At 65.4% G+C, this 26,059-nt stretch carries 26 protein-coding genes; 7 read left to right on the top strand and 19 right to left on the bottom strand.

Features of this window, described 5'->3' with window-relative positions:
- Window positions 1-4: 4 nt before the first annotated feature.
- Genes ACYPXD_RS05515 through ACYPXD_RS05490 form a run of 6 tightly spaced genes read right to left on the bottom strand, consistent with a single transcriptional unit; the run spans window position 5 to window position 7,082 of the window.
- On the bottom strand, window positions 5-1,273 hold the full coding sequence (locus ACYPXD_RS05515) for an oxamate carbamoyltransferase subunit AllG family protein (protein ID WP_459708341.1): 1,269 nt from the start codon (window positions 1,271-1,273) through the stop codon (window positions 5-7).
- Entirely contained in the window at window positions 1,270-1,959 is a 690-nt protein-coding gene (locus ACYPXD_RS05510) for an SRPBCC family protein (RefSeq protein ID WP_459708339.1), read from the bottom strand. Before ACYPXD_RS05510 ends, ACYPXD_RS05515 begins: the two co-directional genes overlap by 4 nt.
- Window positions 1,960-2,013: 54 nt before the next feature.
- Window positions 2,014-2,538: a (2Fe-2S)-binding protein gene (locus tag ACYPXD_RS05505; RefSeq protein ID WP_459708337.1), complete on the bottom strand. Its 525-nt coding sequence runs from the start codon at window positions 2,536-2,538 to the stop codon at window positions 2,014-2,016.
- Window positions 2,535-3,365 (bottom strand): FAD binding domain-containing protein, encoded by an 831-nt coding sequence (locus ACYPXD_RS05500; RefSeq protein WP_459708335.1) that lies wholly within the window; start codon window positions 3,363-3,365, stop codon window positions 2,535-2,537. Before ACYPXD_RS05500 ends, ACYPXD_RS05505 begins: the two co-directional genes overlap by 4 nt.
- Entirely contained in the window at window positions 3,362-5,770 is a 2,409-nt protein-coding gene (locus ACYPXD_RS05495; protein WP_459708333.1) for a xanthine dehydrogenase family protein molybdopterin-binding subunit, read from the bottom strand. The genes ACYPXD_RS05500 and ACYPXD_RS05495 overlap by 4 nt, the downstream gene beginning before the upstream one ends.
- Before the next feature lie 49 nt (window positions 5,771-5,819).
- Window positions 5,820-7,082, bottom strand: coding sequence for an amidohydrolase/deacetylase family metallohydrolase (locus ACYPXD_RS05490; RefSeq protein ID WP_459708331.1), 1,263 nt, complete (start codon window positions 7,080-7,082; stop codon window positions 5,820-5,822).
- 419 nt (window positions 7,083-7,501) lie between these two features.
- On the opposite strand from ACYPXD_RS05490, the gene ACYPXD_RS05485 reads away from it, so the two are divergent.
- Window positions 7,502-8,029 (top strand): MarR family winged helix-turn-helix transcriptional regulator, encoded by a 528-nt coding sequence (locus ACYPXD_RS05485; protein ID WP_459708329.1) that lies wholly within the window; start codon window positions 7,502-7,504, stop codon window positions 8,027-8,029.
- Window positions 8,030-8,132: 103 nt separating this feature from the next.
- On the opposite strand, the gene ACYPXD_RS05480 is transcribed toward ACYPXD_RS05485, so the two are convergent.
- Together ACYPXD_RS05480 and ACYPXD_RS05475 are read right to left on the bottom strand one after the other, a co-directional pair.
- On the bottom strand, window positions 8,133-8,858 hold the full coding sequence (locus ACYPXD_RS05480) for a DUF1989 domain-containing protein (RefSeq protein ID WP_459708327.1): 726 nt from the start codon (window positions 8,856-8,858) through the stop codon (window positions 8,133-8,135).
- A gap of 57 nt (window positions 8,859-8,915) precedes the next feature.
- Window positions 8,916-10,196, bottom strand: a complete 1,281-nt coding sequence (locus tag ACYPXD_RS05475) for a M20 family metallo-hydrolase (protein ID WP_459708325.1) — start codon at window positions 10,194-10,196, stop codon at window positions 8,916-8,918.
- A 222-nt stretch (window positions 10,197-10,418) separates the two neighbouring features.
- On the opposite strand from ACYPXD_RS05475, the gene ACYPXD_RS05470 reads away from it, so the two are divergent.
- On the top strand, window positions 10,419-11,072 hold the full coding sequence (locus ACYPXD_RS05470) for a cupin (protein ID WP_459708323.1): 654 nt from the start codon (window positions 10,419-10,421) through the stop codon (window positions 11,070-11,072).
- Between the two features lie 16 nt (window positions 11,073-11,088).
- On the opposite strand, the gene ACYPXD_RS05465 is transcribed toward ACYPXD_RS05470, so the two are convergent.
- From ACYPXD_RS05465 to ACYPXD_RS05445, 5 genes are all read right to left on the bottom strand, one after another.
- Window positions 11,089-12,087: a TIGR03571 family LLM class oxidoreductase gene (locus ACYPXD_RS05465; protein ID WP_459708321.1), complete on the bottom strand. Its 999-nt coding sequence runs from the start codon at window positions 12,085-12,087 to the stop codon at window positions 11,089-11,091.
- A gap of 160 nt (window positions 12,088-12,247) precedes the next feature.
- Window positions 12,248-12,937 (bottom strand): NAD-dependent epimerase/dehydratase family protein, encoded by a 690-nt coding sequence (locus tag ACYPXD_RS05460; protein ID WP_459708319.1) that lies wholly within the window; start codon window positions 12,935-12,937, stop codon window positions 12,248-12,250.
- Between the two features lie 89 nt (window positions 12,938-13,026).
- A complete protein-coding gene (locus tag ACYPXD_RS05455; RefSeq protein WP_459708446.1) occupies window positions 13,027-13,878 on the bottom strand; it encodes an SDR family NAD(P)-dependent oxidoreductase in 852 nt (283 codons plus the stop codon).
- A 149-nt stretch (window positions 13,879-14,027) separates the two neighbouring features.
- The gene (locus ACYPXD_RS05450; protein WP_459708317.1) at window positions 14,028-14,597 is read right to left on the bottom strand and encodes a TetR/AcrR family transcriptional regulator; all 570 of its coding nucleotides are present in this window, start codon (window positions 14,595-14,597) and stop codon (window positions 14,028-14,030) included.
- A gap of 83 nt (window positions 14,598-14,680) precedes the next feature.
- Window positions 14,681-15,571, bottom strand: a complete 891-nt coding sequence (locus tag ACYPXD_RS05445) for a LysR family transcriptional regulator (protein WP_459708315.1) — start codon at window positions 15,569-15,571, stop codon at window positions 14,681-14,683.
- 456 nt (window positions 15,572-16,027) lie between these two features.
- Here ACYPXD_RS05445 and ACYPXD_RS05440 point away from each other — a divergent pair, with 456 nt between their 5' ends.
- Complete coding sequence (locus ACYPXD_RS05440) at window positions 16,028-16,528, top strand: hypothetical protein (RefSeq protein WP_459708313.1); 501 nt, start codon at window positions 16,028-16,030, stop codon at window positions 16,526-16,528.
- Window positions 16,529-16,671: 143 nt separating this feature from the next.
- Here the strand turns inward: ACYPXD_RS05440 and ACYPXD_RS05435 are convergent, their stop codons facing one another.
- Together ACYPXD_RS05435 and ACYPXD_RS05430 are read right to left on the bottom strand one after the other, a co-directional pair.
- Window positions 16,672-17,067: a response regulator transcription factor gene (locus ACYPXD_RS05435; protein ID WP_459708310.1), complete on the bottom strand. Its 396-nt coding sequence runs from the start codon at window positions 17,065-17,067 to the stop codon at window positions 16,672-16,674.
- A gap of 129 nt (window positions 17,068-17,196) precedes the next feature.
- Window positions 17,197-17,886: a response regulator transcription factor gene (locus ACYPXD_RS05430; RefSeq protein ID WP_459708444.1), complete on the bottom strand. Its 690-nt coding sequence runs from the start codon at window positions 17,884-17,886 to the stop codon at window positions 17,197-17,199.
- Window positions 17,887-18,147: 261 nt separating this feature from the next.
- Here ACYPXD_RS05430 and ACYPXD_RS05425 point away from each other — a divergent pair, with 261 nt between their 5' ends.
- The 3 genes from ACYPXD_RS05425 (at window position 18,148) to ACYPXD_RS05415 (ending at window position 22,283) form a co-directional block, all read left to right on the top strand.
- Window positions 18,148-20,490, top strand: a complete 2,343-nt coding sequence (locus ACYPXD_RS05425; RefSeq protein ID WP_459708308.1) for a sensor histidine kinase — start codon at window positions 18,148-18,150, stop codon at window positions 20,488-20,490.
- 145 nt (window positions 20,491-20,635) lie between these two features.
- Window positions 20,636-21,610: a helix-turn-helix transcriptional regulator gene (locus tag ACYPXD_RS05420; RefSeq protein ID WP_459708306.1), complete on the top strand. Its 975-nt coding sequence runs from the start codon at window positions 20,636-20,638 to the stop codon at window positions 21,608-21,610.
- Between the two features lie 259 nt (window positions 21,611-21,869).
- Window positions 21,870-22,283: a DUF3331 domain-containing protein gene (locus ACYPXD_RS05415; protein WP_459708304.1), complete on the top strand. Its 414-nt coding sequence runs from the start codon at window positions 21,870-21,872 to the stop codon at window positions 22,281-22,283.
- Window positions 22,284-22,352: 69 nt separating this feature from the next.
- Here the strand turns inward: ACYPXD_RS05415 and ACYPXD_RS05410 are convergent, their stop codons facing one another.
- The 3 genes from ACYPXD_RS05410 to ACYPXD_RS05400 all read right to left on the bottom strand — a co-directional run bounded on the left by ACYPXD_RS05410 (window position 22,353) and on the right by ACYPXD_RS05400 (window position 23,808).
- Window positions 22,353-22,802 (bottom strand): hypothetical protein, encoded by a 450-nt coding sequence (locus tag ACYPXD_RS05410; protein ID WP_459708302.1) that lies wholly within the window; start codon window positions 22,800-22,802, stop codon window positions 22,353-22,355.
- Window positions 22,803-23,133: 331 nt separating this feature from the next.
- On the bottom strand, window positions 23,134-23,382 hold the full coding sequence (locus ACYPXD_RS05405) for a hypothetical protein (RefSeq protein ID WP_459708300.1): 249 nt from the start codon (window positions 23,380-23,382) through the stop codon (window positions 23,134-23,136).
- Window positions 23,383-23,589: 207 nt separating this feature from the next.
- Window positions 23,590-23,808: a hypothetical protein gene (locus ACYPXD_RS05400; RefSeq protein ID WP_459708298.1), complete on the bottom strand. Its 219-nt coding sequence runs from the start codon at window positions 23,806-23,808 to the stop codon at window positions 23,590-23,592.
- A 454-nt stretch (window positions 23,809-24,262) separates the two neighbouring features.
- Between ACYPXD_RS05400 and ACYPXD_RS05395 the strand changes: the two genes are divergently transcribed.
- Complete coding sequence (locus ACYPXD_RS05395; RefSeq protein ID WP_459708296.1) at window positions 24,263-24,667, top strand: hypothetical protein; 405 nt, start codon at window positions 24,263-24,265, stop codon at window positions 24,665-24,667.
- Window positions 24,668-24,684: 17 nt separating this feature from the next.
- Here the strand turns inward: ACYPXD_RS05395 and ACYPXD_RS05390 are convergent, their stop codons facing one another.
- Window positions 24,685-25,740: a cache domain-containing protein gene (locus ACYPXD_RS05390; RefSeq protein WP_459708294.1), complete on the bottom strand. Its 1,056-nt coding sequence runs from the start codon at window positions 25,738-25,740 to the stop codon at window positions 24,685-24,687.
- Between the last annotated feature and the right edge of the window lie 319 nt (window positions 25,741-26,059).

Below are 26,059 nucleotides of genomic sequence, written 5' to 3'. Positions count from 1 at the left end.
GGCGTCAGCGTGCCTGCAATGCGGCCTCGAATAGCGCGACGGGCGCCGCATAGACGCCTCGGCCGATCAGGCCCGTGCGCCCGTCGGCACCGATCATCGCGATTGCGGCGAGCGGTTCGACGCTTCGCTGTACGACGGCGGCTGCGTCGAGTGCGCAACGCAATGCGGCATCGAATGCCGGGTGCTGGCCGGCAAGCAGCGTGGGCTGCGCATCGCGCCAGCCGGCGGGCAGCCACGCGGCGAATGCGGTCGCGGGTTCGGGCGCCAGCGCGAAGGCGTGCGCGCCGAAGCCGGCTGCGTCGATCACGCCGCTGTCGCCGGTCAGCGGGGCGGCCGGCAGGTGGGCGGCGACGCTATCGAGGCGCGGCCCGGCGGGCGCCGCGGCCGGGTGCGTGGTCCACACGGACGGCTTGCCCGCGAGCCGCACACCGACTTCGCGGCCGTTGCCGGCCAGTGCGACGACGAGCGTCGAGGCGGCGCCGGCGGTGTCCGCGGCGTCGCCGTCGGGGTCCGTTGCGGCCGACATCATCAGATGGCACGCGGCCATCCACAGCGTGAGAAAGAAGAGCGGCGTGTCGGCAAGCATCGTATCGACAGCCGGCTCGGCGATGAACGGCGATAGTTGCGCACGCAACGCGGCCGTTGCCGATGTCGTGCGGGCATGCAGATCGTCTCCGGCTGCGAGGCCGGCGGCCGCGAGCGGAAACAGGTCGAGCGGGCCGACACGTTCGAGCGCCTCGGCAAGATGGTGCGCGAGCACCGTGTCGCGCCATGCGAGCCGCGCGAGCACGTGCGGATGGCGGCTGCCGAAACGGAGCTGCGGGCCCGCGCCGCTGCCGAGCAGCGACCATGCGCGGCGCGCAGTGGGCGATGCGTGGGCGTCCACGACTTCGACGAGCGTCGACGACGGCGATACCACGGCGGCAAGCGGTGTCACGACACCGAACGATTGCGCGCTGACCAGCTTCACCTCGCCGCTGGCGATCAACTGCTCGGCGTGCGCCTCGGTCGTCGCCCATTTTTCGTAGAGGCAGCACAGCACCGCCGACGAAAGCACCGGTGGCGCCGGGTCGCACGGGTTCGCATAGGGTGGGCCGGCATGCAGCAGCGTGAAGTCGGGCAGGCCGATCGCGTCGCGGGCGCGCGCGACGGCGTGCCAATGCGGCCGCACGCCGTACACGCGAGCGAGGGCTCGTTGGGTTGCGCCGGCGTTTGCATCAACCGGCGCATCGGTGTGCGCGTTGCCCGGTGCTTCGCGGTTCGTTGCATTCATCGCGAACTCACGCCGGGACGCAGCCAGCCGCGTATGCGCGACCACAGCATTTTCCAGAACAGATTGCCCAGGTCGAGCGGCGCATTGACGGGCGGCTGGGCAGGCGGAGCACTGAGCCTGGGTTCGGTATCGGCCCGGCTCAGGCTGGCGGGCTCGGGCGCGATCGCGTCGGGCGCTTTGTTTTGCGCTTCGTTTTGCACTTCGCTTTGCACTTCGTCTTGCACGTCCGCATGCTGCTGCGTATCGAGCTTCGCCTTCAGATTCTGCGCAAACGCATCGGTCAGGCGCGTCGCCAGTTCCTTCACGATGCCGCCTCGCGAAAACTGCGCAAGCGTGCCGGCGATCGTGTAATCGACCTTCACGTCCACGCGCGTTTGTGCCGGCGAAATGGCATGTAATGCGAAGGCGGCCACGCCTTTCACGCGCGACGCGCTTTTGCGATCGACGCCGCTGCCGCTGACGCTGCCGCACCTGGCGTTTTCGTCGAGCGTCATTTCGCCGTCGCCCGCGAAGCTCGCGACAATCGGGCCGAGCTTGACGGTCATCGCGAGCTTGAGCGCGCCGTTCTCAGGCGGTGCGGTCAGCGTCGCGCCGGGCAGGCAGGCAACGATGCCAGGCGTGTCGTGAAACGAGGTCCATACGTCGTCAAGCGGATAGGCGACGGTAAAGCTTTGTTCGATTTCCATTGCGTCTCGCGAGCGGCAAAGAGTAGAAGGCGATTGGCACGCTTACACAGCGGGTCAAGCCGCGCCGACCGTGTCACGGGCTACCGGCTGCGCGGCAGCCGCGCGCCGCGCATCGAGCACGCGCCGAATCGCGCGGACAATGCCGACATAGCCCGTGCAGCGGCACAGATTGCCCGCGAGTTCGTAGCGCACACGCGCGTCGTCGGCGTCGGGCAGGCGGGTCACGATGTCGCGTGCGGTCACGAGCATGCCCGGCGTGCAGTAACCGCATTGCAGCGCGTGCTCGGCGGAAAATGCGGCGCGCAGCGCGTTCATCAGCGCATCGTCGTCGAAACCTTCGATCGTGCGCACCTGCGCGCCCGCGCAGGCGATCGCCGGCGTGATGCACGAGCGGGCCGGCGCGCCGTCGATCTGCACGGTGCAGGCGCCGCAAACGCCCTGTTCGCAGCCGATGTTGGTGCCGGTCAGCCCTTGCGCTTCGCGCAGGAAGTCGGCGAGATTCGTGCGCGGTTCGACGAAGGCGGCGACCGGCATGTGGTTGACGGTCAGTTGCAGCGGTTTTTTGGGCGCGTCGGTCATAGCGGATTCCTGCCGTGGGTGCGAAGCGTTGCGGCCGCGCGTTCGAGTGCGACGCGATGCACCTGGTATTCGTAGCTGTCCGGTTCGAGGCCCGCATCGAGCAGATGCGGTTCGAGCGCGGCCGGGTCGCGCGCATCGATCAAGCCGCGCGCGTCGGCGATCAGGTGAGGCGGCCCGTCGAGCGCGCCGATCACAGCGCGGCAGACGCCTGCAGCCGAATCGTCGATCAAAAGCGCGATCGCTTCGGCGAATTCGCCGGGCTTGCGGTTGAACTTGTAGTAGCTCCAGCGCGCGTGGTCCGTCAGCTTGCGGATGCGCACGCCGGTCAGCAACTCGTCGGGTTCGAGCGCGGTCGTGAATGCGCCGGACATCCAGTCGGCGCTGTTGACGACGCGTTCGCCTTGCGCGCCCGTCACGAGAAAATCGGCATCGAGCCCGCACATCACGTTGATCCAGTCCGCAGCCGGGTCCGCATGCGCGAGACTGCCGCCGAGCGTGCCGCGATTGCGCACCGCGCGATAGGCGATGCCGCGTGCAACATGGGCCATCAGACCTTGCGTGTAGTCGTCCACTGCGCGGTCTTCGATTTGCGCGTGCGTGATGCCCGCGCCCAGCACGCCGTGCGCGCCTTCGTCGCGGCATGCGCGCAACGCGGCGATGCCGCGCACATCGACGAGCAATTCCGGTTGCGCGAAACGCAGGTTCATCATCGGGCCGAGCGACTGGCTGCCGGCGACGAACTTGCCGATGCCGGCGCTCGCCGCGACGAGGCGTACCGCATCGTCGCCGCTCTGCGGTTTTTCGTAGTCGAACGCGGCGGCTTTCATGCGGGCACTCCTTTCGCGGCATCGCGGCGCGCGCCGCTCGCTTGCGCGATCGCCTCGAGCACGACGCGCGGCGAGACCGGCAGGCGCATCACTTCGGCACCCAGCGGACGCAATGCATCGTTGACCGCGTTGGCAATCGCCGCGGTCGAGCCGATTGCGCCCGATTCGCCGATGCCTTTCTGGCCGAACTCGGTGTAGGGCGCCGGCGTTTCCATATGCTCGATGCGAATCGGCGGCACTTCGGTCGCGCCGGGCAGCAGATAGTCGGCGAGCGTCGACGCGAGCGGCTGGCCGTCTTCGCTGTACGGCATCGCTTCGTAGAGCGCGGTGCCGATGCCTTGTGCGGCGCCGCCGTACACCTGACCGTCGACGACCATCGGATTGATCAGCACGCCGCCGTCTTCGACGATCACATAGTCGAGAATCTCCGTGAGCCCGAGCGCGGTGTCGACGGCCACCACGACCGCGTGGCACGCGTAGCTGAAGGTGCCGGTGTCGCGCTTCGCCTGATAGGTGGTCGCGACTTCGAGTCCGCGCGGGTCGACGTCGGGCGGCAGCAGTTGCGGCTTCAGGTACCACGTGTGCGCGATCTGCTCGAGCGTGCAGGTCGCGCCATCGGGGCTCGTCACGGCGCCGGGCTGCCACCGCACGTCGTCGACGTGCGTGTTCAGCAGCCATGCGCCGATCTTCAGCAGGCGCTGCCTCAGTTCCTTCGCGGCCTGTCCAACCGCGCCGCCTGCCATCACGATCGAGCGCGAGCCCCAGGTGCCGGTCGAGTAGGGCGTGACGCCCGTATCGCCGAGCACGACGCGGATCCGATCGGTGTCGATGCCGAGCACGTCGTGCGCGATCTGCGCGAGCGTCGTCTCCATGCTCTGGCCGTGCGAGTGCACGCCCGCGCGCACTTCGAGCACGCCGTCGGGCGTGAGGCGCAGCACGGCGGGCTCGCGGCCCGGCACCATCGGGATGCCCCAGCCGTGATAAACGGAGGTGCCGTGCGCGCCCTGTTCGCAGAACACCGCCATGCCGAAGCCGATCCGGCGTCCGTCCGCTTCGCCGCGCCGCTGCCGTGCGCGCACCGCGGGCAGGTCGATGGCGGCGACCGCGCGGCGTACCGCTTCGGGATAGTTGCCGCTGTCGAAATGCTTGTTCGTGATGTTGTCGAACGGCATTTCGTGCGGCTCGACGAGATTGCGCAGCCGCACTTCATGCGGCTCGAGGCCGGCGGCCACCGCGATCGCGTCCATCATGGTTTCGATCGCATAGCAGACGCCCGTGCGCGCGACGCCGCGATACGGCAGGATCGGCGGCTTGTTGGTCGCGACCGACCACGTGCGGCAGCGATAGCGATCCATCTTGTACGGGCCCGGCAGGATGCTGCCCACTTGCGCCGCTTCGAGGCATGCCGAAAACGGATACGACGAATACGCACCCGAATCGACGGTCGCTTCGCATTCGACGGCGATCAGCCGCCCGTCGCGCTGCGCGTAGGCGGTGATGTCGTAGTCGTGTTCGCGGCAATTCGCGTTCGCGGTCAATTGCTCGCGGCGATCCTCGAGCCAGCGGACCGGCCGCTCGAGCTGCATCGCGAGCCATCCGCAGCACACTTCCTCGGGCAGCAGAATGCCTTTGTAGCCGAAGCCGCCGCCCACATCGGGCGCGATCACGCGCACCTGGCCTTCGTCGAGACCGAGACACTGCGCGAGACCCGTGCGCGTGATATGCGGCATCTGCGCCGAGGTGTGCAGGATCAGTTGCGCGAGCCGCTTGTCCCAGTGCGCGACGACGCCGCGGCCTTCCATCGGCGCCATGCTCTGGCGCGAGGTTCGCAGCTTGCGCTGGACGCGGATCGGCGCGGTGCGGCGGATCTCGTCGAGGTCGATCTCGGCCTTCGCGTCGACGAAGGTTTCGAGGAACACGTTGTCGCCCCAGTGCTCGTGCACGAGCGCAGTGCTAGCGCTGCGCGCATCGAGCATATCGACCACGGCGGGCAGGTCCTCGAAGTCGACGAACACCTGCGCGGCAATATCTTCGGCTTCGGCGCGCGTGGCGGCGACGCACATCGCGATCATTTCGCCTACCTGACGAACCTTGCCGCGCGCGAGAACGGGCTGTTCCGACGGCTTGAAACCCGGCAGCCCCGAGTTGGCGACGATCGGCAGCACGCCGTCGAGATCGGCGTGCGTGTAAACCGCGTGTTCGAAGCCCGCGGGCTTTTCGATGCCGACAATATGGCCGTGCGCGATCGGACTGCGCACGAACGCGACGTCGAGCATGCCGACCATCCGGATATTGCCGACGTATTCGCCGCGCCCGTGCATGAAGCGCGCGTCTTCCTTGCGCTCGAGCGACGCGCCGATGCCTTGCGGGCGGTCCGGCGGTTGCCTGACGGGTCGTTTGATCATCTGTGGTGTTCCTCGCGGCGTGAAGTGTGAGAGCAGAACCCGTTTGCGCTTACGCGGCCCGCGCGAGCGGCAGGCTCGGCGAGTTCGCGTCGTAGCGCACGCCGTCGCGCACGCAAAGCAAGGGCGTCAGCATCCGGTCGGTGACGACCTGCGTGCCTTCGTTGTCTTCGAGCACCCAGCGGCCGCGGCGGTCCTCGAGCACGCTGATGTCGGCCACGCCGCCCACCTTCAATGCGCCCAGTTCGCTTTCCATGCCGATCATGCGCGCCGCGTTCGACGTGACCATCCGCACGACGTGATCGAGCGGCAGGCCGAGCGCGAGCATGCTGGTCATCGCGCTGACCAGGCTGAACTGCGTGCGGCCGAGGAACGAGTGCTCTTCGTCCGGGTGGCTATCGGGGGTGCCGGCGGGCGCCGGCAGGTGCGTGTTGTAGCCGTGCATATCGGCGCCGAGCGTGTCGGGCACGACGCCCGCATCGAGCACGATGCGCGCCGTCTTGAAGCTGAAGTGCGAGCCGTGGCCGACGTCCACTTTCAAACCGCGCGCGATCGCTTCGGGCACGAGCGGATGCAGCTTGCCGTTTTCCTCGACGAAGCCGCCTGGATGCCGACTGAACGGGTGCGCGAGGATATCGCCGGGCTTCAGCGTTTCGACAACCTGATTGAAGATCGAGTCCGGGTTGACGGGCAGGCCGCCGCTTTCGGGCTTCGGCCACAACTGCCCGAAATGGATATAGACGGGCAGATGCGCGTCGCGGCCGATCTGCGACGCGATCTTCATCACGTCGAGACCCCAGCGCGCGAAGCCGCCGATCTCGGCGTGCGCCTTCACGCCTTTCACGAGGTCTGCGTTCGCGTGCGCGGCTTTCACGGTGGCGGACGCATCGAGACATTCGGGGCGGTAAAGCTCGGGATAGTAGTGGCCTTCGAGCCCGCCGACGATATACGCGGAAATGAATGCGAGCACGCGCGTCTTCGACGGTTCGGCGATAAAGCTGCGGAAGCCGGGAATCGTGATGCAGCTCGGGCCGCCCTGATCGACGAGCGTCGTCACGCCCGAGCGCACGCCGCACATATCGGGGTTCAGACCGAAGCGGCCGGTGACGTACTGATAGACGTGCGCGTGCGTATCGATGAGGCCCGGCAGCACGAGCCGGTCTTTGCAGTCGATGATTTCCGCAATCGGCGCGGTCGCGGCAAGGTTGGGGCCGATCGCGGCAATGCGCTTGTCTTCGACCAGTATGTCGAGCGTCGCGTCGAGACCGGCTGCGGGATCGATCACTCGGCCGCCTTTCAGTAGAACCTGGGTCATAGCGGATATCGGGCTGGTTGGCAGGATGGGGGGGAAATGCGTGGTGTACCGCAAATATCATGCCGGTTTGTCAGCCGGACGGGCGCGGCGCGCGAAGCACCGCGACGTCATGCGGGACTCGAGGGGTCCGCACGGCATTTGCATGGATGAGGCTCGGCGTGCCTGCGGGCTTGCGGCCGACGCCTGTGTGGTGCGGTCGCGCACCGGATCAAGGCGTCGCGCATGATTATGGTGAATTGTGTGGTGTACCCCGATTATTTATTCGCGCCCGCGAATTCGCTAGAATGCAGCGCATTCGGTGTTGCGGCGTTTGCGCGCTTGCTAGTGCGCTTGCTAGTGCGCTTGTTAGTGCGCTTGTTAGTGCGTTTACCGGCGCGTTTTCAGCGCAGTTGCCAGCGCGCTCTCCAGGACAAGGACCTATGTCGACCACGATCAACGATGAACCCGCCACGCGTTCGGTGAGCGAGGAATTGCGCGCATGGCAGGCGCGCTCGCCGCTCTTTAGCCGGCCCGGCTTTCTGATTCGCCGCATGCATCAGATTCACGGCTTTCTGTTTGCCGAGGAAACGGCGCAATTCGATGTGACGCCCGTGCAATACAGCTTGTTGACGGCGCTCGACGCACTTGGCGAGATCGATCAGAACTCGCTCGCCATCGAAATCGGGCTCGAGCGTTCGAGCGTGGCCGAAGTGATGCCGCGTCTCGAAGGGCGCGGGCTGATCGAGCGCCGTCAGGCCGACTACGACCGGCGCGTGAAGCTCGTCAAGCTGACGCGCCAGGGCAAACGTCTCGTCGCGAAAATGGCGCCGGCGGTGCAGCGTGCGCACGACCGCACGATCGAGCATTTGCCGCCGGGCGAGCGCGAGCTGTTCATGCTGCAACTGATCCGGCTCGTCGAGGCGAACAACGAGAACAGCGTGGTGCCGTTCCGGTTGCCGCAGGATTGATCGGTAAGCATTTGCGCGTCTGAGTGCGCGCCGGGTGCGAGGCTGAATGCGCGGCTGAATGCGCGGCTGGGTAATTATGCAGCCGCGCGGCGACGCTACGACGTTATGCGAGCACGGTGAATTCCACCTCTACCGGATGCAGCGCGTTGATCGGCACGATGTCTTGCGGGCACGCGGAAAACACGAACACGCAATCCATCGCGGCCTTGATATCGACGTAATCGCCGGCCTTCGATACGGCCGGCAGCCATTCGATCGAATAATCGGACTTGACCGGAATGTTCATCCACAGGTTGAACGGTTGCGGCACTTCGCGTGCGCGCAGGCCGATCGCCTTCAGCGCGAGCCGCATATTGTCGGCGCAATTGTCGTGATAGCCGGTTACGCCGAGATTCCGGTAGCGGTACAGGTCGCAGGCGGCGATCAGCGTGTCGTGCACGCCCGGCGACGTGTCCGCGGTCAGTTCGGCGATCGGGCGGCGCTGGTTCGTCACGAGCGGATCGCCGACCTGCGGAATCACCTTGTCGATATACGCGCGCGTGTGCTCGAACGACAGAAACTCGTTCAGATGCGCGGCGTTGAAGATCCATGTGTCGCAGACCTGCGTGCCGTGCGTATTCGTCACGCGGATCGTTTGGCCTGCTTTCACGCGCACTGCGCGGCCGCAGCGCGCCGGAACGGTATAGGTGCGGCCGGGTTCGGGCGTGCCGTCGGCGGAAATCGGCTCGTGCAGCGTTGCGTTTTCGCCGAGCGCGGTGCCGTTGTCGTCGTGCGGGTGCGCGTGGGTTTGCGTTTGCGCCTCGGTGGCGGCGAGGGTCGTAGTGGTCATCGCGGATTCCTTTGTGCGGGTGGTGTTGGGTGCGAGGAGCGTGTGTGGACGAGCGGGTTACGGCGCTTCGTTGCAAAGCTCGACGAGGCAATGCGCGAGTGCGCGCGTGCCTAGCACGAGGTGTTCGTCATCGGTTGCTTCGATCGGGTTGTGGCTGATGCCGCCGCGGCTCGGAACGAAAATCATCGCGGTCGCGCAACGCTTCGCGAGATGCAGGGCGTCGTGAAACGCGCCGGAGACGATCGGCTGCGAGCGTGCGCCTAATGCATCGCAGGCCGCGCGGACGCGCGCGATGGCGGAGTCGGCGAAATGCACGGGCGGATGCTCGAACAGCGGTTCGAGATGCACGTCGGCGCTGTGTTGCGCGAGGCAATCGGCGAGCGCCGCGTCGAAGCGTGCGAGCACCGCGGGCTCCGGATGACGGAAGTCCACCGTGAACGTGACCTCGGACGGAATCGTGTTGATCGAGTTCGGCTCGATATGCCAGCTGCCGAAGGTGATGCGCGCCGCCGCGCCGCCGAGTTCGAGCGCGAACGCTTCGATCGCGCCGCGCACGCGGACCGCGAGCGTCATCGCGTCGCGGCGCACCTGCATCGGCGTGGTGCCCGCGTGCGCGGCCGCGCCGGTGCAGCGGACCGAATGCCAGCGCACACCCTGAATACCGGTTACCACACCAAGCGGCGTGGCGGCCAGTTCGAGCAGCGGGCCCTGTTCGATATGCAATTCGATAAATGCATGGGCGTCGCCCGGCGCGCGCGTGGCGAGCGTGGGGAACGCGGTGCGATGCGCATCGAGCGTGGCGCCGAACGTGATGCCGGCCGCGTCGCTGACCGCGCGATAGCTGTCGAGCCGCGAAGGGTCGACGAATGCGCTCGAGCCCATCGCGCCAGGCTGAAAGCGCGAGCCTTCCTCGTTGGTCCAGATCGCGACCTCGAGCGGCCGGCGCGTGCGGATGTTCGCATCGGCGAGCGCGGCGAGGCATTCGAAACCGGCCAGCACGCCGTATGCGCCGTCGAGCCGGCCGCCGGTCGGCTGCGTGTCGATATGGCTGCCGGTCATGACGGGCGGCAGGTCTTCGTCGCCGGCGCGGCGGAAAAACAGGTTCGCGCATGCGTCGGTCGAGACGGTGCAGCCGAGCGCTTCTGCGCGTTCGATCAGGCCGCGCCGTGCGGTGAAATCGAGTGCCGATAGCGCGGGGCGGTCGACGCCGCCGTCGCCGCGCGCGCCGATCGTTGCGAGCGCATCGATCGCGTCGATGAGGCGCGCGGGGTCGACATGGTCGGCTGCGCGTTTGGCCGCGCTTTGGGCGCTTGCCGTGTCGTGGGAAAGTTGGGTCATGTCGTTTGCGTGTCGGTACGCTGCGGGCGGGATGCCAGTGCAACTTCAACAATAGTGAAAGCGTGCGATCGATGTGCACGCGATGTGCGCGCGATCGGTACAAATCGCACGTGGCGATGCTTTAAGCATGATGCATGCCGGAACGCATGCCCGCGTCGGCGACGGCCCCGATATTTTTCGTCTAAGCTGACTCGTCCTGATCGACCATCAAGGAGGCTTCGCATGACGGACACGAAGCGTCGGCGCGTCAGCGCCGCCCTCGCCGCGGGCGGTATCACGGGCAGTCTCGCCGGCGGTCTGTTACCGGCAGCGTTGAGTCACGCGGCGAGCGACACATCGGGCGGCCAGTCTTTTTCCACGCATCCCGTGCAGCCTGAAACCTTGAACTTCGAGCCCAACGGCTGGATTCCGAATAACCAGCGTTTGCCGGTGCTCGTTTATCGTGCGGCCGTGCCGATTTCGGGCAGCGACCCCGCGGCATCGTTCGAACAGGCGTTCGCGCGCAACGGTTGGCCGCCGCAATGGCGCAACGGCATTTACAGCTTCCACCATTTCCATCCGTCCACGCACGAGGTGCTCGGCTTCGCGGGCGGCAGCGCGCGGCTCGTGCTCGGCGGTCCCGAACCGATCGGGCGCGAGGTGCGCGTGAATGCCGGCGATGTCGTGGTGCTGCCGGCCGGCACCGGTCATTGCAAGCTCGAGGCGAGCGCGGATTTTCTGGTGGTCGGCGCGTATCCGCCCGATGAAGATATCGGTATCAGCCGTGCTGGTTTATCCGCGGCGCAGTTGCAGGCGATGCATCAGGTGGTGTTTCCGGCGTCGGACCCGTTGACGGGGCGCAATGGGCCCTTGGCGAAGTTGTGGCGGACGGCTTGAGGCGAGTGCCTGCGTGTCAGCTTTCCGTATGAAACTCGGGCAGCACGTATGCCGCGAGTTCTTCGATCACCTCACGCGGCGCGCGCGGCGACGAAGGCAGATTCAGCGACACATGATGCGTGCCGTGCTCGCGCATCGCGCGCAATAACGCCGCGAGCGCATGACGTCCGGCGCGATAGCCGAGCGCGACCGGCGTCGCGGGTTCGTCGGGATTGTCACTGAGTTCGAGCCGCAGCGCCGCGCCGAATGCGCGGAACTCGCCGGGCGCCCATCGTTCGACGGCGGCGCGCCACATGCTGTGCCGCGCCTGCTGCGCGTCGGGCTCGCGATGGTAGGTCATCCAGCCGATCGAATGACGCGCGATCCAGTCGACGCTTTGTCCGCCCGACCCGACCGCGAGCAGCGACACGGCCCGCGGCGGCTGCGGCAGCAGCATGAAGTCGGGCGCGCCTGGCGGCGCTTGGTCGGGCATCACGCGCGATCGAGGGCCGAGCGCGGCCGCGACCGTTTCCCAATGCCGTCGATACAGGTCGCGGCGCTCGTCGCCGTTGGCGCCGAACGCCGCATATTCGGGCGGGCGGTCGCCGGAACCGAGGCCCAGAATAAAGCGGCCGCGCGATAAGGTTTGCACCGAGATCGCACCCTTCGCGATATGCAGCGGATGACGCAGCGTCAGAACGATCGCGCCGCTGACGAGCGCGATGCGCGCGGTATGCGATGCCAGCGCGCCGAGCAGCACCCAGGGGTCCAGATGCCCGACCGGGTCCGGATAGTCGGCGCTATTGAGCGGCACGTCGCGGACCCACAACGCGCGATAGCCGAGCGCGTCGGCGCGTTGTGCGAGTGCGATCTGTTCGTTGAAGTCCGCGACGATCTGGCCGGCCGGCAGCAGCGGCAACGTCAGGCCGATCGAGAGATGGCCCGCGCGGAATACGCGCTGTTCGACCGGCTCGGCTGATGGGCTGTTTGCGCGCGTGCTGGCGGCTTCTTCGGCTTGAGCGGCTTCGTCGGGCATCGGATTCTATCGGTCGGGGCAGGGCGGGTAAGGCGTGCTCGATGTGGATCGATGGTATCACCGCGCGTTGTCGCGCGACGCCACGTTGCCGCGCGTACCTTGACGCGGTCGTTCGCGCCGCGCACGGTGGGCGCGCCGCTCGCGCCTGTCCGCCTGCCTGCTAGGCAGCGACGGCTTGCGCCAGATGCCGGCTCAGTGCGCGAATATCGCGTGTTTCGAGCACCTGTTGCGCCGCGCCTTCGCGCGCAAGCGTCAGCATCGCGAGGCCGATGTCCTGCGTCGACAGCACGAGGTTCGGCAAGAGCACGCGCAATGGCGTAAGCAGCGGTGTGAGCAACGCGTAGATCGTGCGGTAGATGCGCGTTTTCGAGCGAATACCGTGCAATGGTTGAATCACACCGGGGCGCATCAGATACACGGCCTTGAACGGCAAACGCCGTAGCGCGTTTTCGGTGCGGCCCTTGACGCGTGCCCACATCGTGCGGCCTTGCTCCGTGCTGTCGGTGCTCGCACCCGACACGAACACGAAGGTCATGTGCGGATTCAGGCGTGCGAGCGTTTGTGCGGCGGCCATCGTGAAGTCGTAGGTGATGCGCGTATAGTCCGCTTCGCTCATTCCCACCGACGAGATACCGAGGCAAAAGAAACACGCGTCGAAACCGCGCAGCGAGCCTTCGATCGAACGGAAGTCGGTGAAGTCGCGATGCACGAGATCGTAGAGCCGCGGGTCGAGCTGGCCGGTCGGCGTGCGGCCGACGGTCTGCACATACTGCACGTCGGGCGCGCGCAGGCATTCGCGCAATACACCCTGGCCGACCATGCCGGTCGCGCCGAATATCAGGATTCTCATGGCGGGCCTCCTTCGGGCCTCGTGGCATAACGATTCACTAGCGGCTCACTAGCGGTTCGACAATAGCGGTTCAACGATCGTGCGCGCTTTTACGCGGGCACCGGCAACGCCGGTTGCGGGCCGTTCGCGGCGAAGTCTGTCGATGCGCTGACTTCGCGCCAACGCACCGCATGTTCCGCACGTACGTCTTCCGCCGCGCCGCAGTAATGCAGTGCGTCGCTGCCCAACAGCAGATGCGGCGGCAAATGGTCGTGATACGCAAGCCGCAAGATCAGTTGCGCGACTTTGGCGGGGTCGCTCGTTTCGTTGCCGACATGATCGCGCAGCAGATCGAGCAGCCTGCCCACCGACGGTTCGTACTCGGCAAAGAGCGGCGGAATCGCGCGGCCCGCTTCGTGGCCCCAGTCGGTTTTCATGCCGCCGGGTTCGAGCGCGGTGACATGCACGCCAAACGGCGCGAGCTCCTGGCTGATGACTTCCGTAAAGCCGCCGACTGCCCACTTCGCCGCCTGATAGGCCGAAAGACCGGCTGCGGTCGCGCGCCCGCCGACTGACGAGATCTGGAAAATGTGCCCCGCGCGCTGTCGCCGTAACACCGGCAACGCCGCGCGCGTCACGTTGACGACGCCGTAGAAGTTCGTGTCGATCTGCGCGCGGAAGTCCGCGGCCGGCGTCTGTTCGAATGGCGCGATATGGCCGAAGCCCGCGTTATTGACGAGCACGTCGAGGCGTCCGAACGCATCGAGCGCGGTTTGCACCGCATGCGCGGCGGCGAGCGCGTCGGTGACGTCGAGCGCGACGGCGCGCATCTGTTCGCCGTAGCGCTCGGTCAGCTCCGCGAGCGTGCGTGGGTCGCGTGCGGTCGCCACGACGTATTCGCCGGCGGCGAGTGCGGCTTCGGTGATTGCGCGGCCCAGGCCGCGTGCGCTTCCGGTAATCAGCCAGACTTTGGGCCGAGCCGCGCTAGGCCGAGCCGCGCTAGGCCGAGCCGCGGTAGGCCGGGCCGCGGTAGACGGGGTCTCGATCGACATGATGTTCTCAACCTCCATATGAATGTGTACTCACTCAATTAAAACGACAAAAAAAATGCTCACTTCGAAATTGCATTCCAGAACGCCTCGAAGCCGGCGTTGCGGTAGCGTTCCGCGTGAGCGGGGTCGCGCGTCATGAAATCCATGGTGGTTTCCGCAAGCGCGCTCATGATGGCCGAGATAAACGCGGGCGGGTGGTCGCGCAGCACGCCCTTCGCAATGCTTTCCTGCACGAGCAGATTGACGTCGGCGAACGCCTGCATGCCGGCCGTCTTCGCCTGTTCGGAGACGCGCTCCGACACCGACAGCTGCGCGAGCGCGCGCCGCTTGGCCGGGTGGGCGACGCCCCATTCCACAAAGCGTTGCCACACATGGCGCGTGCGTGTTTGCAGGCTGCCTGCCTTCGGATATTGCGTCATCATCACCTCGCGCATCTCGGCCTTCAGTTCAAGGTAGATCTGGTTGAGCAGATCGTCCTTGGTATCGAAGTACGTAAACAGCGTGCCTTCCGCGACACCCGCCAGCTTCGCGATACGCGATGTGGGCGCACCGAGCCCTTGCTCGGCGATCACGTCGATCGCGGCGGCAAGAATGGCATTGCGCTTGTCTTCGCTTCTCGGTCGGGCCATGCTGAAACGCTGCCATTAATAAATGAGTGTGGGCTCAATAATAGCGCGACCCATGCACGCGGCGCAAGTGCTTTCGAACACCCTCACCGGCGGCTCGCGTCGATCACGAAATCGACGAAGCGCCGCACGCGCGACGGCATCTGCGCACGCTGAGGGTAGTACATGAATATGCTCAGACGCGCCGTGGATAGCTGCGGCAAAAGCGGCACGAGTGTGCCGTCGTTCAGGTCGCGCCCGATCATGTAAGTCGCGAGTTGCCCAATGCCGATTCCATTGCGCACCGCTTCGACTTCGGTGGCGACATCGTTGAAGGTCGCGATCGCGGGCACCTCCTGGTACACGATCTCGTTGCCCTTCTGCAATTCCCACAAGATCGTTTTGCCGGTGTTCGGGTGGCGAAAGCCGGTGCAACGATGCTTGAGCAATTGCGCGAGCGAAGCGGGCTTGCCGTTTTCCTCGATATACGCGGGCGATGCACAGATCACGAGCCGGACCTCACGCAGTTTTCGCGCGACCACGTTGCGTTCGGCGGAGGTGCCGATGCGAAAGCCGACGTCGACGCGCGCTTCGACGAGATCAGTGAAGCGATCGTCGAGTAGCACGTCGAAACGCGCGGACGGGTGCAAGCGCTGATAGTCGCGAATCAGCGGCACGAGCAGCTTGCCGCCCAGCGACGGCGGCGCGGCGACGCGGATCGTGCCGCCCGCCGCTTCGCGGCTTGCGTGCACCTGTTCGACCGCATCGTCGAGCATGCGCATGCCCGGGTCCGCGAGCCCGAACAGGCGCGAGCCTTCGTCGGTCATGCTGAGCTTGCGTGTGGTTCGATGCAGCAGGCGCACGTTCAGATGCGCTTCGAGCTGGCGTACCGCCTTGCTCATCGCCTGCGGCGTGAGGCCGGCTTCGACGGCGGCGCGGCTGAAGCTGCCCGCGCGCACGACCGCGAGAAAGAGCGTAAGGGCACGGGTTCGGTCCACTGCGTGTTGATGTCCGGGTTCGATATGCCCGCCAGTCTACTCGATCGGTTCGCGCGAACATGACCCGCTTCGGGCTTCGGCCGGTTGCTTCGCAAGCGAAGCGACGGCGACCGTTCGTCCACGTGGAAGATTTTTCGCTTACGCGTACCGCGAACATGCGCTGCGCGCCGATCATGCGCAGAAAACCACAACGAAACGGAGATTGCATGAATCGATCGGTACATCGAATCAGATCCTGGCTCAAACGTTGCGGGTCCTGCACGACGCGCGCGCATCCGGCGCGCGCGTTATAGCCGGCGCAAATAACGAACCGGATACGCGTCGCTTGCCTTTCGGACAACGGACGAATCCTTTCCGGACTATTTCAACGATAAACATCGATACGCGACGCGCGCTATAGAGGCGCGACCCAAACGGGCAAGTGTCGCGGCCGTTTGCATTTTCGGAGCACGGCGCATGTATACCTACGAGACGCTCGAGTCCGCGATCAACGCCTATTTTCACGCTCAACGCTTTGCCGGCACGATCGGTTCGGTCGTCGCGCTGCTGATATTTGCCGCGGCGCTCGCCATGCTGTGGTTCGGCGACGCGTTCATGCGCGGCCTGTCCGTCGTGCTGATGGTGATCGCGCTGGCCGGCGGCGGCTCGTGCGCGACGCTGGCGGTTCGCGGTACGACCGGCGCCGGCACGATGGTTCGCGTGCGCGACAGCTTCTCGGTCAAGCAGGAAGCCGCGCGCATGGAGCGCAGGATCGACCGCTATCGCTACTATCACGTCGCGCTCGCGGGCGTCGCGTGCATCGCGGTCATGATGCTGCTCGTGACGATGGCGCCGATCTGGCAGGGTGTGGCAGTCGGTATGCTGCTGCTCGCGGGGCTCGGTCTGACGTTCGAGCATTTCGACTTGCAGCAGTCGATCGTGTATCTCGCGGCGTTGAAGCCGTCACGCTGTGTGTAGCGTGGTTTGACCGCGCCGACCTGGGCGACCGCCACGCGTGGCAACGCAATGCTTGCCTCGATGCGAAGACGATGCGTCTATACCAATGTATAGGACAGCCGCGCCGCATCAGACGCTTTGCATGGGGTTGGGCGCCTGCGAATCTAGTGGCCGCTGCAGCTTCGACGATTGATCGCGCGATCGATGCACGCGAGAATCGTTTCGCCGTCGACGGGCTTCGTCAGAAAGCAGGTTGCGCCATTCGCTTCGGCGACGCTGCGCAGCTCGTGGTCGGGAAACGCGGTGATGAACACCATCGGAATCGGCAACTGCCGCTCGCGTAGCGCGGTCTGCAAGTCGATGCCGCTCATGCCGGGCATCTGCATGTCCGAAATCACACACGCGGTGTCGTCTATGCAGCCGGACGCGAGAAACGCTTCCACCGATATGAACGTGCGGCTTTGCATGCCGAACGAGCGGAGAAGATTGGCGGTGGCGAGGCGCACAGATTCGTCGTCGTCGATGATCGACACCACCTGGGAGGGAAGCAAACTCGGCATTGCGAACCTGGATTACAAAAAAATACCGTTGCTGTCGCAACGAGCCATCACAGGTTACCGGACGCGCTTCGCTTCACAACTATATATAGGTATAAGTGCAGCGCAGTGTTTGCCGTGCGACGCTGCGCGTCATGCCTGCTCTTCGCGGATTTTCAACACCACTGCCTGGTGGAGCAAGTCGGCGAGCGTGCGCGCGCCCATCTTCTTCATCGCCTGACCGCGATGAACTTTCACGGTGATTTCGCTTAGCCCGAGTTCGGCCGCGATCTGCTTGTTGAGCAGGCCCTTTGCGACCATGGTCATGACCTGCTGTTCGCGTGCCGACAGTGACTGGAATCGCTGCCTGAGCCCGGTAAGCGACTTCTGCGACTCGCGCCGTGCGCGGTCGTTGCTGATCGCGCGCGTGACCGCATCGAGCAGGTCCTGGTCGCGAAAAGGCTTGGTGAGGAAGTCGACCGCGCCGGCTTTCATCGCCTGCACGGTCATCGGGATATCGCCATATCCCGTCATGAAGATGATCGGCAGCTCGACGCCGGCGCGGGCCAGGTCGTTTTGCACGGTGAGCCCGCTGTCCGCTTTCAGGCGCACGTCGAGCACGATGCAGGCGGGGGCATCGGGCCAGTTGGTGGCGAGCAGGCTTTGCGCGGATGCGAATGCTTCGACGTGCATGCCGACCGAGCGCAGCAGGTTCGTGAGCGCGCCGCGAAACGAATCGTCGTCGTCGACGACGAAGACGACCGGGTCGGGGTCGATCGGCGTGCCGTTGCCGTCGCGGGATGCGGCGGCCTTCGCGGTTGCATGGGGAAGTTGGGCCATAATTGAATTCGCGTTTGGATTCGCTCGCACGCGGCGCCGTGGGCCGCCGTTGACCGCAATCGGCCGCAGTTGGCTTTAAGGGGCTGCGTGCAAGTGCACTATGCGCGACGCCCGCCCGTGCGGTTCGGGCCGCGTGTTGCAGGGAAAAAACCGGTGCGGCGAAAACTGGCTGCGGCAGTATCTTCGCATGTCTGATCGTCGCGCGCATCCAGCATGCGAACGTCGCGCGCCAATGCGCTCGACAATTCTGGAGACGCCGAAAACATGTCTGATCTATCCCGCGCCGGTTCTGGCCGCCGCACCGCTTCCGGGCCGGACGGCACGAACGCGGCGGCGCAGACGCAGCGCCAGATGCCGGGCGGCACGCGCCTGCGCGGCCAGAGTCCGGAGCCCGATTCGCCGCGCAGGAGCCGCTCGCGCATCGCCATCGCGGCGGCGATCGCTGCCGGAATCTTCACGCTCGATGCGCTGACGCCGCTCGATATCGCCGTGGCGGTGCTCTATGTCGTCGTTGTCCTGATCGTTGCGCCGATCTGTTCGCGGCGCTCGATGATCGCCGTATGCTGCGCGCTGATGTCGATGACGGTGATCGCGTTCGCGATGTCGCACGGCGGCACGTATGGGGTCGCACCGGTCGGCCGCTTTATCGTCAGCCTCGCGGCGATCGGCATCACCGGCTTTCTGACGCTGAAGAACATCGCGGCCACCGACGTGCTGCGCGAACAGGTGACGCTGCTCGATCTGACGAGCGATGCGCTCGTCGTCTACGACATGAAGCGCCGCATCTGTTTCTGGAACCGCGGCGCGCACGCGCTCTACGGTGTGTCCGCCGAAGAAGCGATCGGCCGTGCGCCGCATGAAGTGGTGCGCACCGCGTTTGAACGGCCGCTGGCCGCGATGCTCGCCGAACTGTTGCGCACGGGGCGCTGGGAAGGCGAGCTGGCGCAAACGTGTCGCGACGGCCGCGAGCTGATCGTCGCCAGCCGCTGGACGCTGCAGCGCGATGCGCAGGGCGCGCCGCTCGCGGTGCTCGTCACGAACAACGACATCACGCAGCGCAAGCGGATGGAGATCGAGATCGCGCGCCAGCAGCAGGAGATTCGCGCCGCGATCGACGCGATTCCGGCGATGGTGTGGGTGTCGTCGGCGGACGGGCGTCCGGTGTTCGTCAACGAACGCTGGTCGGAGTTCGGCGTGCCGCTCGACCGGATCGGCGACAGCTGGCATACGCTCGTGCATCCCGACGATCTGCCCCGCATGCAGCACGACTGGCGCCACGCGCTCGCGACCGGCACGTCGCTCGAAAACGAATCGCGCGTACGGCGCGGCGACGGCACATGGCGCTGGTCGCTGTTGCGCGCCACGCCGCTTCTCGACGATCAAGGCCGCATCGTGCGCTGGTACGGCGTAACGACCGATATCGAAGAGCCCAAGCGCGCGGCCGAGGCGCTGGCGCGCAGCGAGTCGTTCCTCGCCGAAGCGGAAACGCTGAGTCAGACCGGCAGTATCGGTTTTTCGATGCCGCGCTTCGAGATGTTCTGGTCGAAGCAGGCGTATCGGATTTTCGGCTATCCGGACGAGGCCGAGCCGTCGCTGCAGGCGATGCTCGCGCGTGTGCATCCGGACGATCGCGCGCGCGTATCGTCGCTGATGAAAATCGCGGCTGCCGATCGGCAGGATATCGATGCGGAGTTCCGTTTGCTGATGCCTGACGACGATGTCAAACGCGTGCATCTCGTCGCGCACGCGGTCGCTGATGGGGCCGCGCACGTCCATGAGGCCGGCGCGGAGGAGAGCGAATATCGCGGCGCATTGATGGATGTCACCGAAGCGCGCAACGTGCAGGACGCACTGCATCGCTCGCTCGCGGAGCTTGCGCATGTGACGCGCGTGACGACGCTCGGCGAACTGTCCGCATCGATCGCGCACGAAGTGAGTCAGCCGATCGCCGCGATCATGACGAACGGCGATGCGGGCATGCGCTGGCTCGAGCGCGACGAACCGCAGTTGAACGAAGTGCGCGAAGCGCTCAACAACATGCTGCGCGATGCGCGGCGCGCGGGCGGCATCGTGCAGCGCATCCGTGCGCTGGCAAAAAAGAGCGCACCGAATCGCGTGCCCTTCGACCTTAATGCGCTGATCGAGGAATCGGCGGTGCTCGTGCAGCGCGAGACCGGCGTGCATGCGATCGAGCTTCGCCTCGAGCTTGCGCAAGGCGGGCTCTCGATTGTCGGCGACCGTGTGCAGTTGCAGCAGGTCGTCATCAATCTGATGATGAACGCCATTCAGGCGATGGCGTCGACGGCGGGCAAGCCGCGGCGTCTTGCCGTGCGCTCATCGCGCCCGCAGGAAAGCGAAGTGCGGGTGGAGGTTGAAGACAGCGGCCCTGGCATCGCGGAAGCGGATTTGCAGCGGCTGTTTCAGCCATTCTTCACGACGCGCGCCGAAGGTATGGGAATGGGGCTGTCGATCTGCCGTTCGATTGTCGAGTCGCACGGCGGCAAAATTCGTGCGTACGCGCAACCGGGGGGCGGTGCGACGATGAGCTTCGTGCTCCCGAATTCCTCTTCTGTCATTTCAGTTGCGTTGGATGGCACCAAAGTATAGGTCGATGACACCTATACACCGATGCAAGGAACCTTTGTACGATAGAGCGCCACGCTTTTCTCCACTACCTTTGATGCCATACAGCGGTGAAGCGATTCCTTCCCGCTACGGCATTCGATAGTGGAAGATACCAGGAGCGTGGATCATGGAAGCATCCTCTCTGCCCGCCGGCGGTTCGCTGGCGGATTCTCTGAAATCCTACATACATAACGAGGACGCGTGGCGCTTGCCGGCAACGGCGGGCACGGCGACCTCGGCGGTGTCCGCGCACCTGGCGTTGTCGCGCTGGGCCGTGGCGGGCATCGGCGCGGGTTTGCCCGCGCAGGAGCTCTCGGCCACGACGCCGGCGGACAGCTATACGGTGGGCGTGAATCTGCGTTCGACCGACATCACATTCCTGCATGACGGCCGCCTCACGTTCGAGGGCCGCGTCATGCCGGGCATGTTCCAGGTCACGTCTCCCGGCCATTCGGCGCGCGCGGTGTTTCATACGGCGTGCGATGTGCTGCATCTGTATGTGCCGCAGGCGGTGCTCGATGCGTGCCACCGCGAGGTGTCGGGTAACGAGTCGGCCACGAGTGTGCTGATCGACGACCCGGCCGTCTCGCACGATCCCTGCATCGAGCGGCTCGGCCAGGCGCTGTTGCTTGCCGACGAAGCGTTCACGTCGTTCGGGCAGATGTATGTCGACAGCGTCAACCTCGCGCTCGTGAGCCGCCTGCTCGAACTGCGCTTGCGCACACCGGCGGGCGGCCAGCCCGGCCAGCCGAAGATGCGCAAGTCCGCCTTGCCGAAATGGCGCTTGAAGCGCGCGGTCGAGTATATCGACGCGCACCTTGCCGAAGCGATCGGTCTTGAAGACGTCGCGAATGCGGCGGGCCTCACGCGCATGCACTTTGCCGCGCAGTTCCGCGCGGCGACGGGTTTGCGTCCGCATGAGTATCTGCTGCGGCGGCGCATCGAATGCGCGCAGCAACTGCTCGCCGACGAAGAGTATTCGTTGCTCGATGCCGCGCAGCTCGCGGGCTTTCGCTCGCAGGCGCACTTCACGACGGTGTTCAAGCGCATGGTGGGCTCGACGCCGAAGCGCTGGAGGGACACGCAACATGCAGGCGCGTGACGTCCTGCGCTGGCTGAGCCGCGCTCGCTGCGGCGCGCTCGGCCCTTCGGCGCATACAGCCCGTGCAGCATATGGGGCCGCCCATCGTCGGGAATCCTGTCTTGTGCGTCTTTTCGACGAGAGAAGGCGTGCTCGATGCCGCTGCGGTCCGCCCGGCCGCCGGCGCTCTGACGTCGGCCGCGTCGCGGCCGGGCGTCGCTGTGATGACATGTGACAAGGCAGTGCCGCGTCACCGCGGCGGCCGCCAGGAGCTTGGAAAATGTCAGACGTTGCCCGTTGTGATCCGTGGTCCCAAACTTTGAGCCTGTTGTCTTCGCTGTCGCAAGGCGCAAGCGGCTTGCCGCGCGCGCGCCGGGTCAGATGCGGCCCGCTGCGACTGTCGGCGGATGCACCGTGCACGGGCACGGCGCGGCTCGTCGAACGGGTCGGCGAGCGGCTGCTCACGGTTAGCTGGAGCGATCCGACGTCGTGCTGCTATCCCGATCAACCGTGGGTCGTGGCGATTGCGCGGCGCGATGGCGTGTGCGCGCTAAGCGGCCAGCCGATTTCGTATGGCGACCCGATCTTCCGCCCGCGCGCCGCGAAGCTGATGCCCACCAATTCGCAGGCCATGATGCTGGCGAGCGCGGTGAACAAGGCGATGCCCGCGCCGCCGCCGGGGTGCTGGCTTTGAGCGTAAGTGGGTGAGCAGGAAGGCTTCGAGGTCTGACGGCTGCGAGGCCTGCTGGTTTTGCGGTATGGCTCAGGTCCAGTGCTTGAAGTCTTCGTAGCGGATCTTGCGCACGACGCCGGGCGTGCGCTCGCGCGCGCCGCTGCCGGTCTCGCGCGCCGCCGACGCGTCTTTCGATTCCCCGATTGCCTGATGATGCGGCCCGTCTTGCGCCGAACCCAATGATTGCCGGCGCGGCGTCTGCAACGGCCGCAACGGCGAAGCGTCGCCCGGTGAAGCGTTGTGCGACGGGGCGCGAGCGAGTTTTCGCACGCGCGTTTCACGGCGCATGGCCGTCACCGCATCGTCATCCACTTTGACCTGTTCGACCGCGAGCGTTTCGAGCGGCATTTGCGCGTCGGCGCCGACCTTGCTGAACACATCGGCAAAACCGGTCGGCATGCCGGCATAGACGCCGGCCGCGACACACGCCGCGCTAAAAAACAGCCCGCGGCGAAACAAGGCGAATCGGCGTGTGTCCATGATCCTTCTCCAGTCCATCTCGACCAGCATGGCGCTAAGGCTCTGAAGCAGAAGCAGCAAGGCGCTGGAAGCGACGCGTCAGGTGTGACATGCGCTTCCTGAGCTTGCTGTGCTTCTTAAGCAGGCTTCAGTTGCCCGTCAGGCGCAGCGTGACGGGCAGCGTTGCATGCAGTATCGTCCGCGCGCCCGTTCGCGTCTTTTGGCGCTGCACGCTTGCTTTGAGATTCGCACCGATCGGTGTCCATAGCGTGTCGCGTGAGTGTTGTGTGCGTTCTGCGGGTGTTCCGTGTGTGTTCCGTGGGGGTCAAGGCGTCGATCGCGAGTTTTCCGCTCACGCCGCTAGCGCGTCGACGCCTAGCGACGGACGCACCTCGTGCGGCGGAAAGACGCGCCAGCCGCCGTCCTGATGACGAAAGAAGAACATGCCGCGCGTACCGGACGGCGTGAGCGCTTCGATAAAGACGAAGCGCGCGCGCTGTGCAGGCATGCGCCCCGACCGCACGACGCGCACGTTCAGCACGGTAGCCGGTGCGAGCCATTTGTCGACGAGCCGATGCAGACATGTTTCGCCGCTCTTCATGACGACCTCCTTCTTCAGTCGTGCCGCGCACCGTCGATGGGCGCGGCGCGCTTGCCGCGTCGCATTTTGTTGCGGCAATGACTGAAGACTAGGGCGGCTTACCCAAGATAACAGTTAATGTTTTTCATGGATACGATAGGTTTTCGTCTATGAAAGCGTAGGTGTCCGACCGACAGGGACGCGCCGCACCGCCTGAAACGGCCGGCCCTACGAAACCGTATCTTCGGCCGGTGCGCAATCCTTCACGTCGCGGCTGCCCGGCGGCGCGGGAAGATCTTCACAGCGAACTCGTTGCTCGACGATCGCCCGCGCGAAGTTGACGAGCGACGACACGGACCCATGCACGCTGTGATATTCGGCGTTGCCGATGCGCGCGTCCAGCACGACGAGCATGCCGGACTGCTGGGCCAGTTTAAGGATATCCATGTAGGTCTCCGGGTTTGTTGCACATGCACACGCAAGAAGCGGGCCGGTACAAAGCGATATGCTGATGTTGAACGCATGGCTCGGACATCGTTGCGCAAATGAAATCTGCGTTTCGCAAATGCCCGCTGTCACCGGTCGGCACCGGTGACGAATACGCTGTGCTGCTTCGCGCGTTCGCCATGTGTGCTCCTCTCGACCTTGTGCCGACCCTTACCCTCGACAAGACGTGGAAATAGCAATGCTGTCGTGCAAATTGTGAAGTTGCGTGGCGCGTGAAAAATCGCGAGGGGCATTCTCGTCCTACTGTGATATCGACGGGATCCGCAACGAGGTTCCCGGCGGCACGCACCGCCACGCTCGTCGGAGAACAGTCATGCCGGCGGAATAAAACATTGCAATGAGACGGTAAACAGGCGGCGAGCGACGTGCGCGCAATCATCCGGAGGGGCTGTCCATGTTCCTGTCGTTGAACCATGAAAATCGCCGCGGCCTGACCGCATTGCGCACGGTGCTTGGCGCCGTGCTCGTGTGGTCGCTGATCGAGACCCCGTTCGAACTCGCGGCGTGCGTGTCGGGCGTGCAGAGCGCGGCGCTCGTGTTTTCGAAGCTGCTGCTCGTTATCCTGATTGCGGGGGCGTGCAGCCGCGCGTCGATTGCGCCGTTCGCGCGGCTCATTGCGCTGTTCGTCTGTGGCGCGAGCGTGCTCGCGATCGTGCCCGCGTTACCGAGCGAATTCCGTTATGAGCCGATCGGTTTTGCGCTGTCCACCGTCGAGTGCGCGTTGAAGGCGCTGACCATCGCGGTGCTCGTCTCGCGCGACGCGGGCGTGCGGCTGTGGCACGACTGGCAGCGGTCCTGATGGCGGTCCTGATGCGTTCAGGCCGCCGTATTCGTCTGCTGTTCGATGACGCCGTACCATCCCATGCCGCGATACGTCTCGTAGCCGGGCGTCAGCGCATAACCGACCAGCGAGCCGTTGCCGTTCCGATAGTTGCCCGTGTTTTCGCGGTTCGGCGGCAGATCGAAGCGCGCGGCTTCACGGCTCGCTTCCTTCGAATCCGCAATCACGCGGCCGCTCGCATCGACGATCATGCAACGCGTGCGGGCGCGTTCTTCATCGGTGAGGCGCACGCTGTCGACGACCGCGGAGGCCTGCTTGGCCCAGTCGAAAAATACCGCGAGCACGCCGACGATGCGGCCGTCGGCCGCGCCGTGTTCGCGGACCGCGGTCGCGTAGGTCGCGACCTGCGCGCTTTGTAACTGCTTGAGCGTGTCGACGTTTGCGGTGGCGTATTCGTCGCCGGAACGGGTGCGCAGCGCGGCGGCGAACCATTCGTGCTGCGCCGCGTCGACCGCGCCCGCGACCGGAAACTGCGTGGGCCGCCCGTTCGCCACGACATGCCCTTGCAGATCGAGCACCCAGATGTCGAGATAAACCGTATAGCTGTCGAGAATCACCGACAGGCGCTTCGACGCATAGGCGGCCGCTTCGTCGGAGCCGCTCATCATGCAATCGACAATGGCGGCGTCGGTGGCCCACCAGCGCACGTCGCACGAGCGCTCGTAGAGATTGCGGTCGATCACGTCGATCATGTTCAGCGCGAGGTCGGTCAGACGCTGTCCCTGCTGGCGCTCGAGCTCCGTCACCATCCTTTCGGAGAGACCGTTCAGCTCCTTGCCGAGCTCGCCGGTCAGCTGGCCGATGCGGCCCGATACATTTTTCACCTGGTTCGCGACCACCGCGAAGCCGCGGCCCGCTTCGCCCGCGCGCGCCGCTTCGATCAGCGCGTTGATCGCGAGATAGGTGGCTTCGCGGTTGATCAGATCGATATCCGAAATCTTGTCTCGCGAGATCTTGCGGACTTCGCGCGTGAGTTCGGCGATCGCCGAACCATGTGACGATTGATGACGCTTTTCCAACAGGGTGGACATAGTGGGAATCCGGTTGCGGAAGATTGAGCGCTCTGAAACGTCTCGATTGTTTAAACGCCGTTTACGGCAAGCCGAATTGAATACTTAAGCTTCCCTGAATAAATTTCGCTTTAAAACGTTCACCGGCCTTTTTGCCGCACCCGGCGTGTGCGAAAGGTATTTCCTTTAAGCTTTTTTAGTGCACTGATGAGCCGGAATGGGGCGCACTGCATTGGGGCGCCGCGGGGCGGGTTCCACTTGCCGGGATGCCGCCCTGCTGCGCCCGCCCGCGCGGGTCATGAGTTTTTTGTCATGCTGGCGTAAGATCTTGCGTGATAAG

The sequence above is a fragment of the Paraburkholderia sp. 2C genome (assembly GCF_054589215.1).
This window is presented reverse-complemented; position numbering and strand designations above follow the sequence as displayed.

What these genes read in the sequence shown, in the direction of transcription:
- ACYPXD_RS05515 (WP_459708341.1), bottom strand. Translation starts at nt 1,273, where the DNA reads ATGAATGCAACGAACCGCGAAGCACCGGGCAACGCGCACACCGATGCG.
- ACYPXD_RS05510 (WP_459708339.1), bottom strand. Translation starts at nt 1,959, where the DNA reads ATGGAAATCGAACAAAGCTTTACCGTCGCCTATCCGCTTGACGACGTA.
- ACYPXD_RS05505 (WP_459708337.1), bottom strand. Translation starts at nt 2,538, where the DNA reads ATGACCGACGCGCCCAAAAAACCGCTGCAACTGACCGTCAACCACATG.
- ACYPXD_RS05500 (WP_459708335.1), bottom strand. Translation starts at nt 3,365, where the DNA reads ATGAAAGCCGCCGCGTTCGACTACGAAAAACCGCAGAGCGGCGACGAT.
- ACYPXD_RS05495 (WP_459708333.1), bottom strand. Translation starts at nt 5,770, where the DNA reads ATGATCAAACGACCCGTCAGGCAACCGCCGGACCGCCCGCAAGGCATC.
- ACYPXD_RS05490 (WP_459708331.1), bottom strand. Translation starts at nt 7,082, where the DNA reads ATGACCCAGGTTCTACTGAAAGGCGGCCGAGTGATCGATCCCGCAGCC.
- ACYPXD_RS05485 (WP_459708329.1), top strand. Translation starts at nt 7,502, where the DNA reads ATGTCGACCACGATCAACGATGAACCCGCCACGCGTTCGGTGAGCGAG.
- ACYPXD_RS05480 (WP_459708327.1), bottom strand. Translation starts at nt 8,858, where the DNA reads ATGACCACTACGACCCTCGCCGCCACCGAGGCGCAAACGCAAACCCAC.
- ACYPXD_RS05475 (WP_459708325.1), bottom strand. Translation starts at nt 10,196, where the DNA reads ATGACCCAACTTTCCCACGACACGGCAAGCGCCCAAAGCGCGGCCAAA.
- ACYPXD_RS05470 (WP_459708323.1), top strand. Translation starts at nt 10,419, where the DNA reads ATGACGGACACGAAGCGTCGGCGCGTCAGCGCCGCCCTCGCCGCGGGC.
- ACYPXD_RS05465 (WP_459708321.1), bottom strand. Translation starts at nt 12,087, where the DNA reads ATGCCCGACGAAGCCGCTCAAGCCGAAGAAGCCGCCAGCACGCGCGCA.
- ACYPXD_RS05460 (WP_459708319.1), bottom strand. Translation starts at nt 12,937, where the DNA reads ATGAGAATCCTGATATTCGGCGCGACCGGCATGGTCGGCCAGGGTGTA.
- ACYPXD_RS05450 (WP_459708317.1), bottom strand. Translation starts at nt 14,597, where the DNA reads ATGGCCCGACCGAGAAGCGAAGACAAGCGCAATGCCATTCTTGCCGCC.
- ACYPXD_RS05440 (WP_459708313.1), top strand. Translation starts at nt 16,028, where the DNA reads ATGTATACCTACGAGACGCTCGAGTCCGCGATCAACGCCTATTTTCAC.
- ACYPXD_RS05435 (WP_459708310.1), bottom strand. Translation starts at nt 17,067, where the DNA reads ATGCCGAGTTTGCTTCCCTCCCAGGTGGTGTCGATCATCGACGACGAC.
- ACYPXD_RS05425 (WP_459708308.1), top strand. Translation starts at nt 18,148, where the DNA reads ATGTCTGATCTATCCCGCGCCGGTTCTGGCCGCCGCACCGCTTCCGGG.
- ACYPXD_RS05420 (WP_459708306.1), top strand. Translation starts at nt 20,636, where the DNA reads ATGGAAGCATCCTCTCTGCCCGCCGGCGGTTCGCTGGCGGATTCTCTG.
- ACYPXD_RS05415 (WP_459708304.1), top strand. Translation starts at nt 21,870, where the DNA reads ATGTCAGACGTTGCCCGTTGTGATCCGTGGTCCCAAACTTTGAGCCTG.
- ACYPXD_RS05410 (WP_459708302.1), bottom strand. Translation starts at nt 22,802, where the DNA reads ATGGACACACGCCGATTCGCCTTGTTTCGCCGCGGGCTGTTTTTTAGC.
- ACYPXD_RS05405 (WP_459708300.1), bottom strand. Translation starts at nt 23,382, where the DNA reads ATGAAGAGCGGCGAAACATGTCTGCATCGGCTCGTCGACAAATGGCTC.
- ACYPXD_RS05400 (WP_459708298.1), bottom strand. Translation starts at nt 23,808, where the DNA reads ATGGATATCCTTAAACTGGCCCAGCAGTCCGGCATGCTCGTCGTGCTG.
- ACYPXD_RS05395 (WP_459708296.1), top strand. Translation starts at nt 24,263, where the DNA reads ATGTTCCTGTCGTTGAACCATGAAAATCGCCGCGGCCTGACCGCATTG.
- ACYPXD_RS05390 (WP_459708294.1), bottom strand. Translation starts at nt 25,740, where the DNA reads ATGTCCACCCTGTTGGAAAAGCGTCATCAATCGTCACATGGTTCGGCG.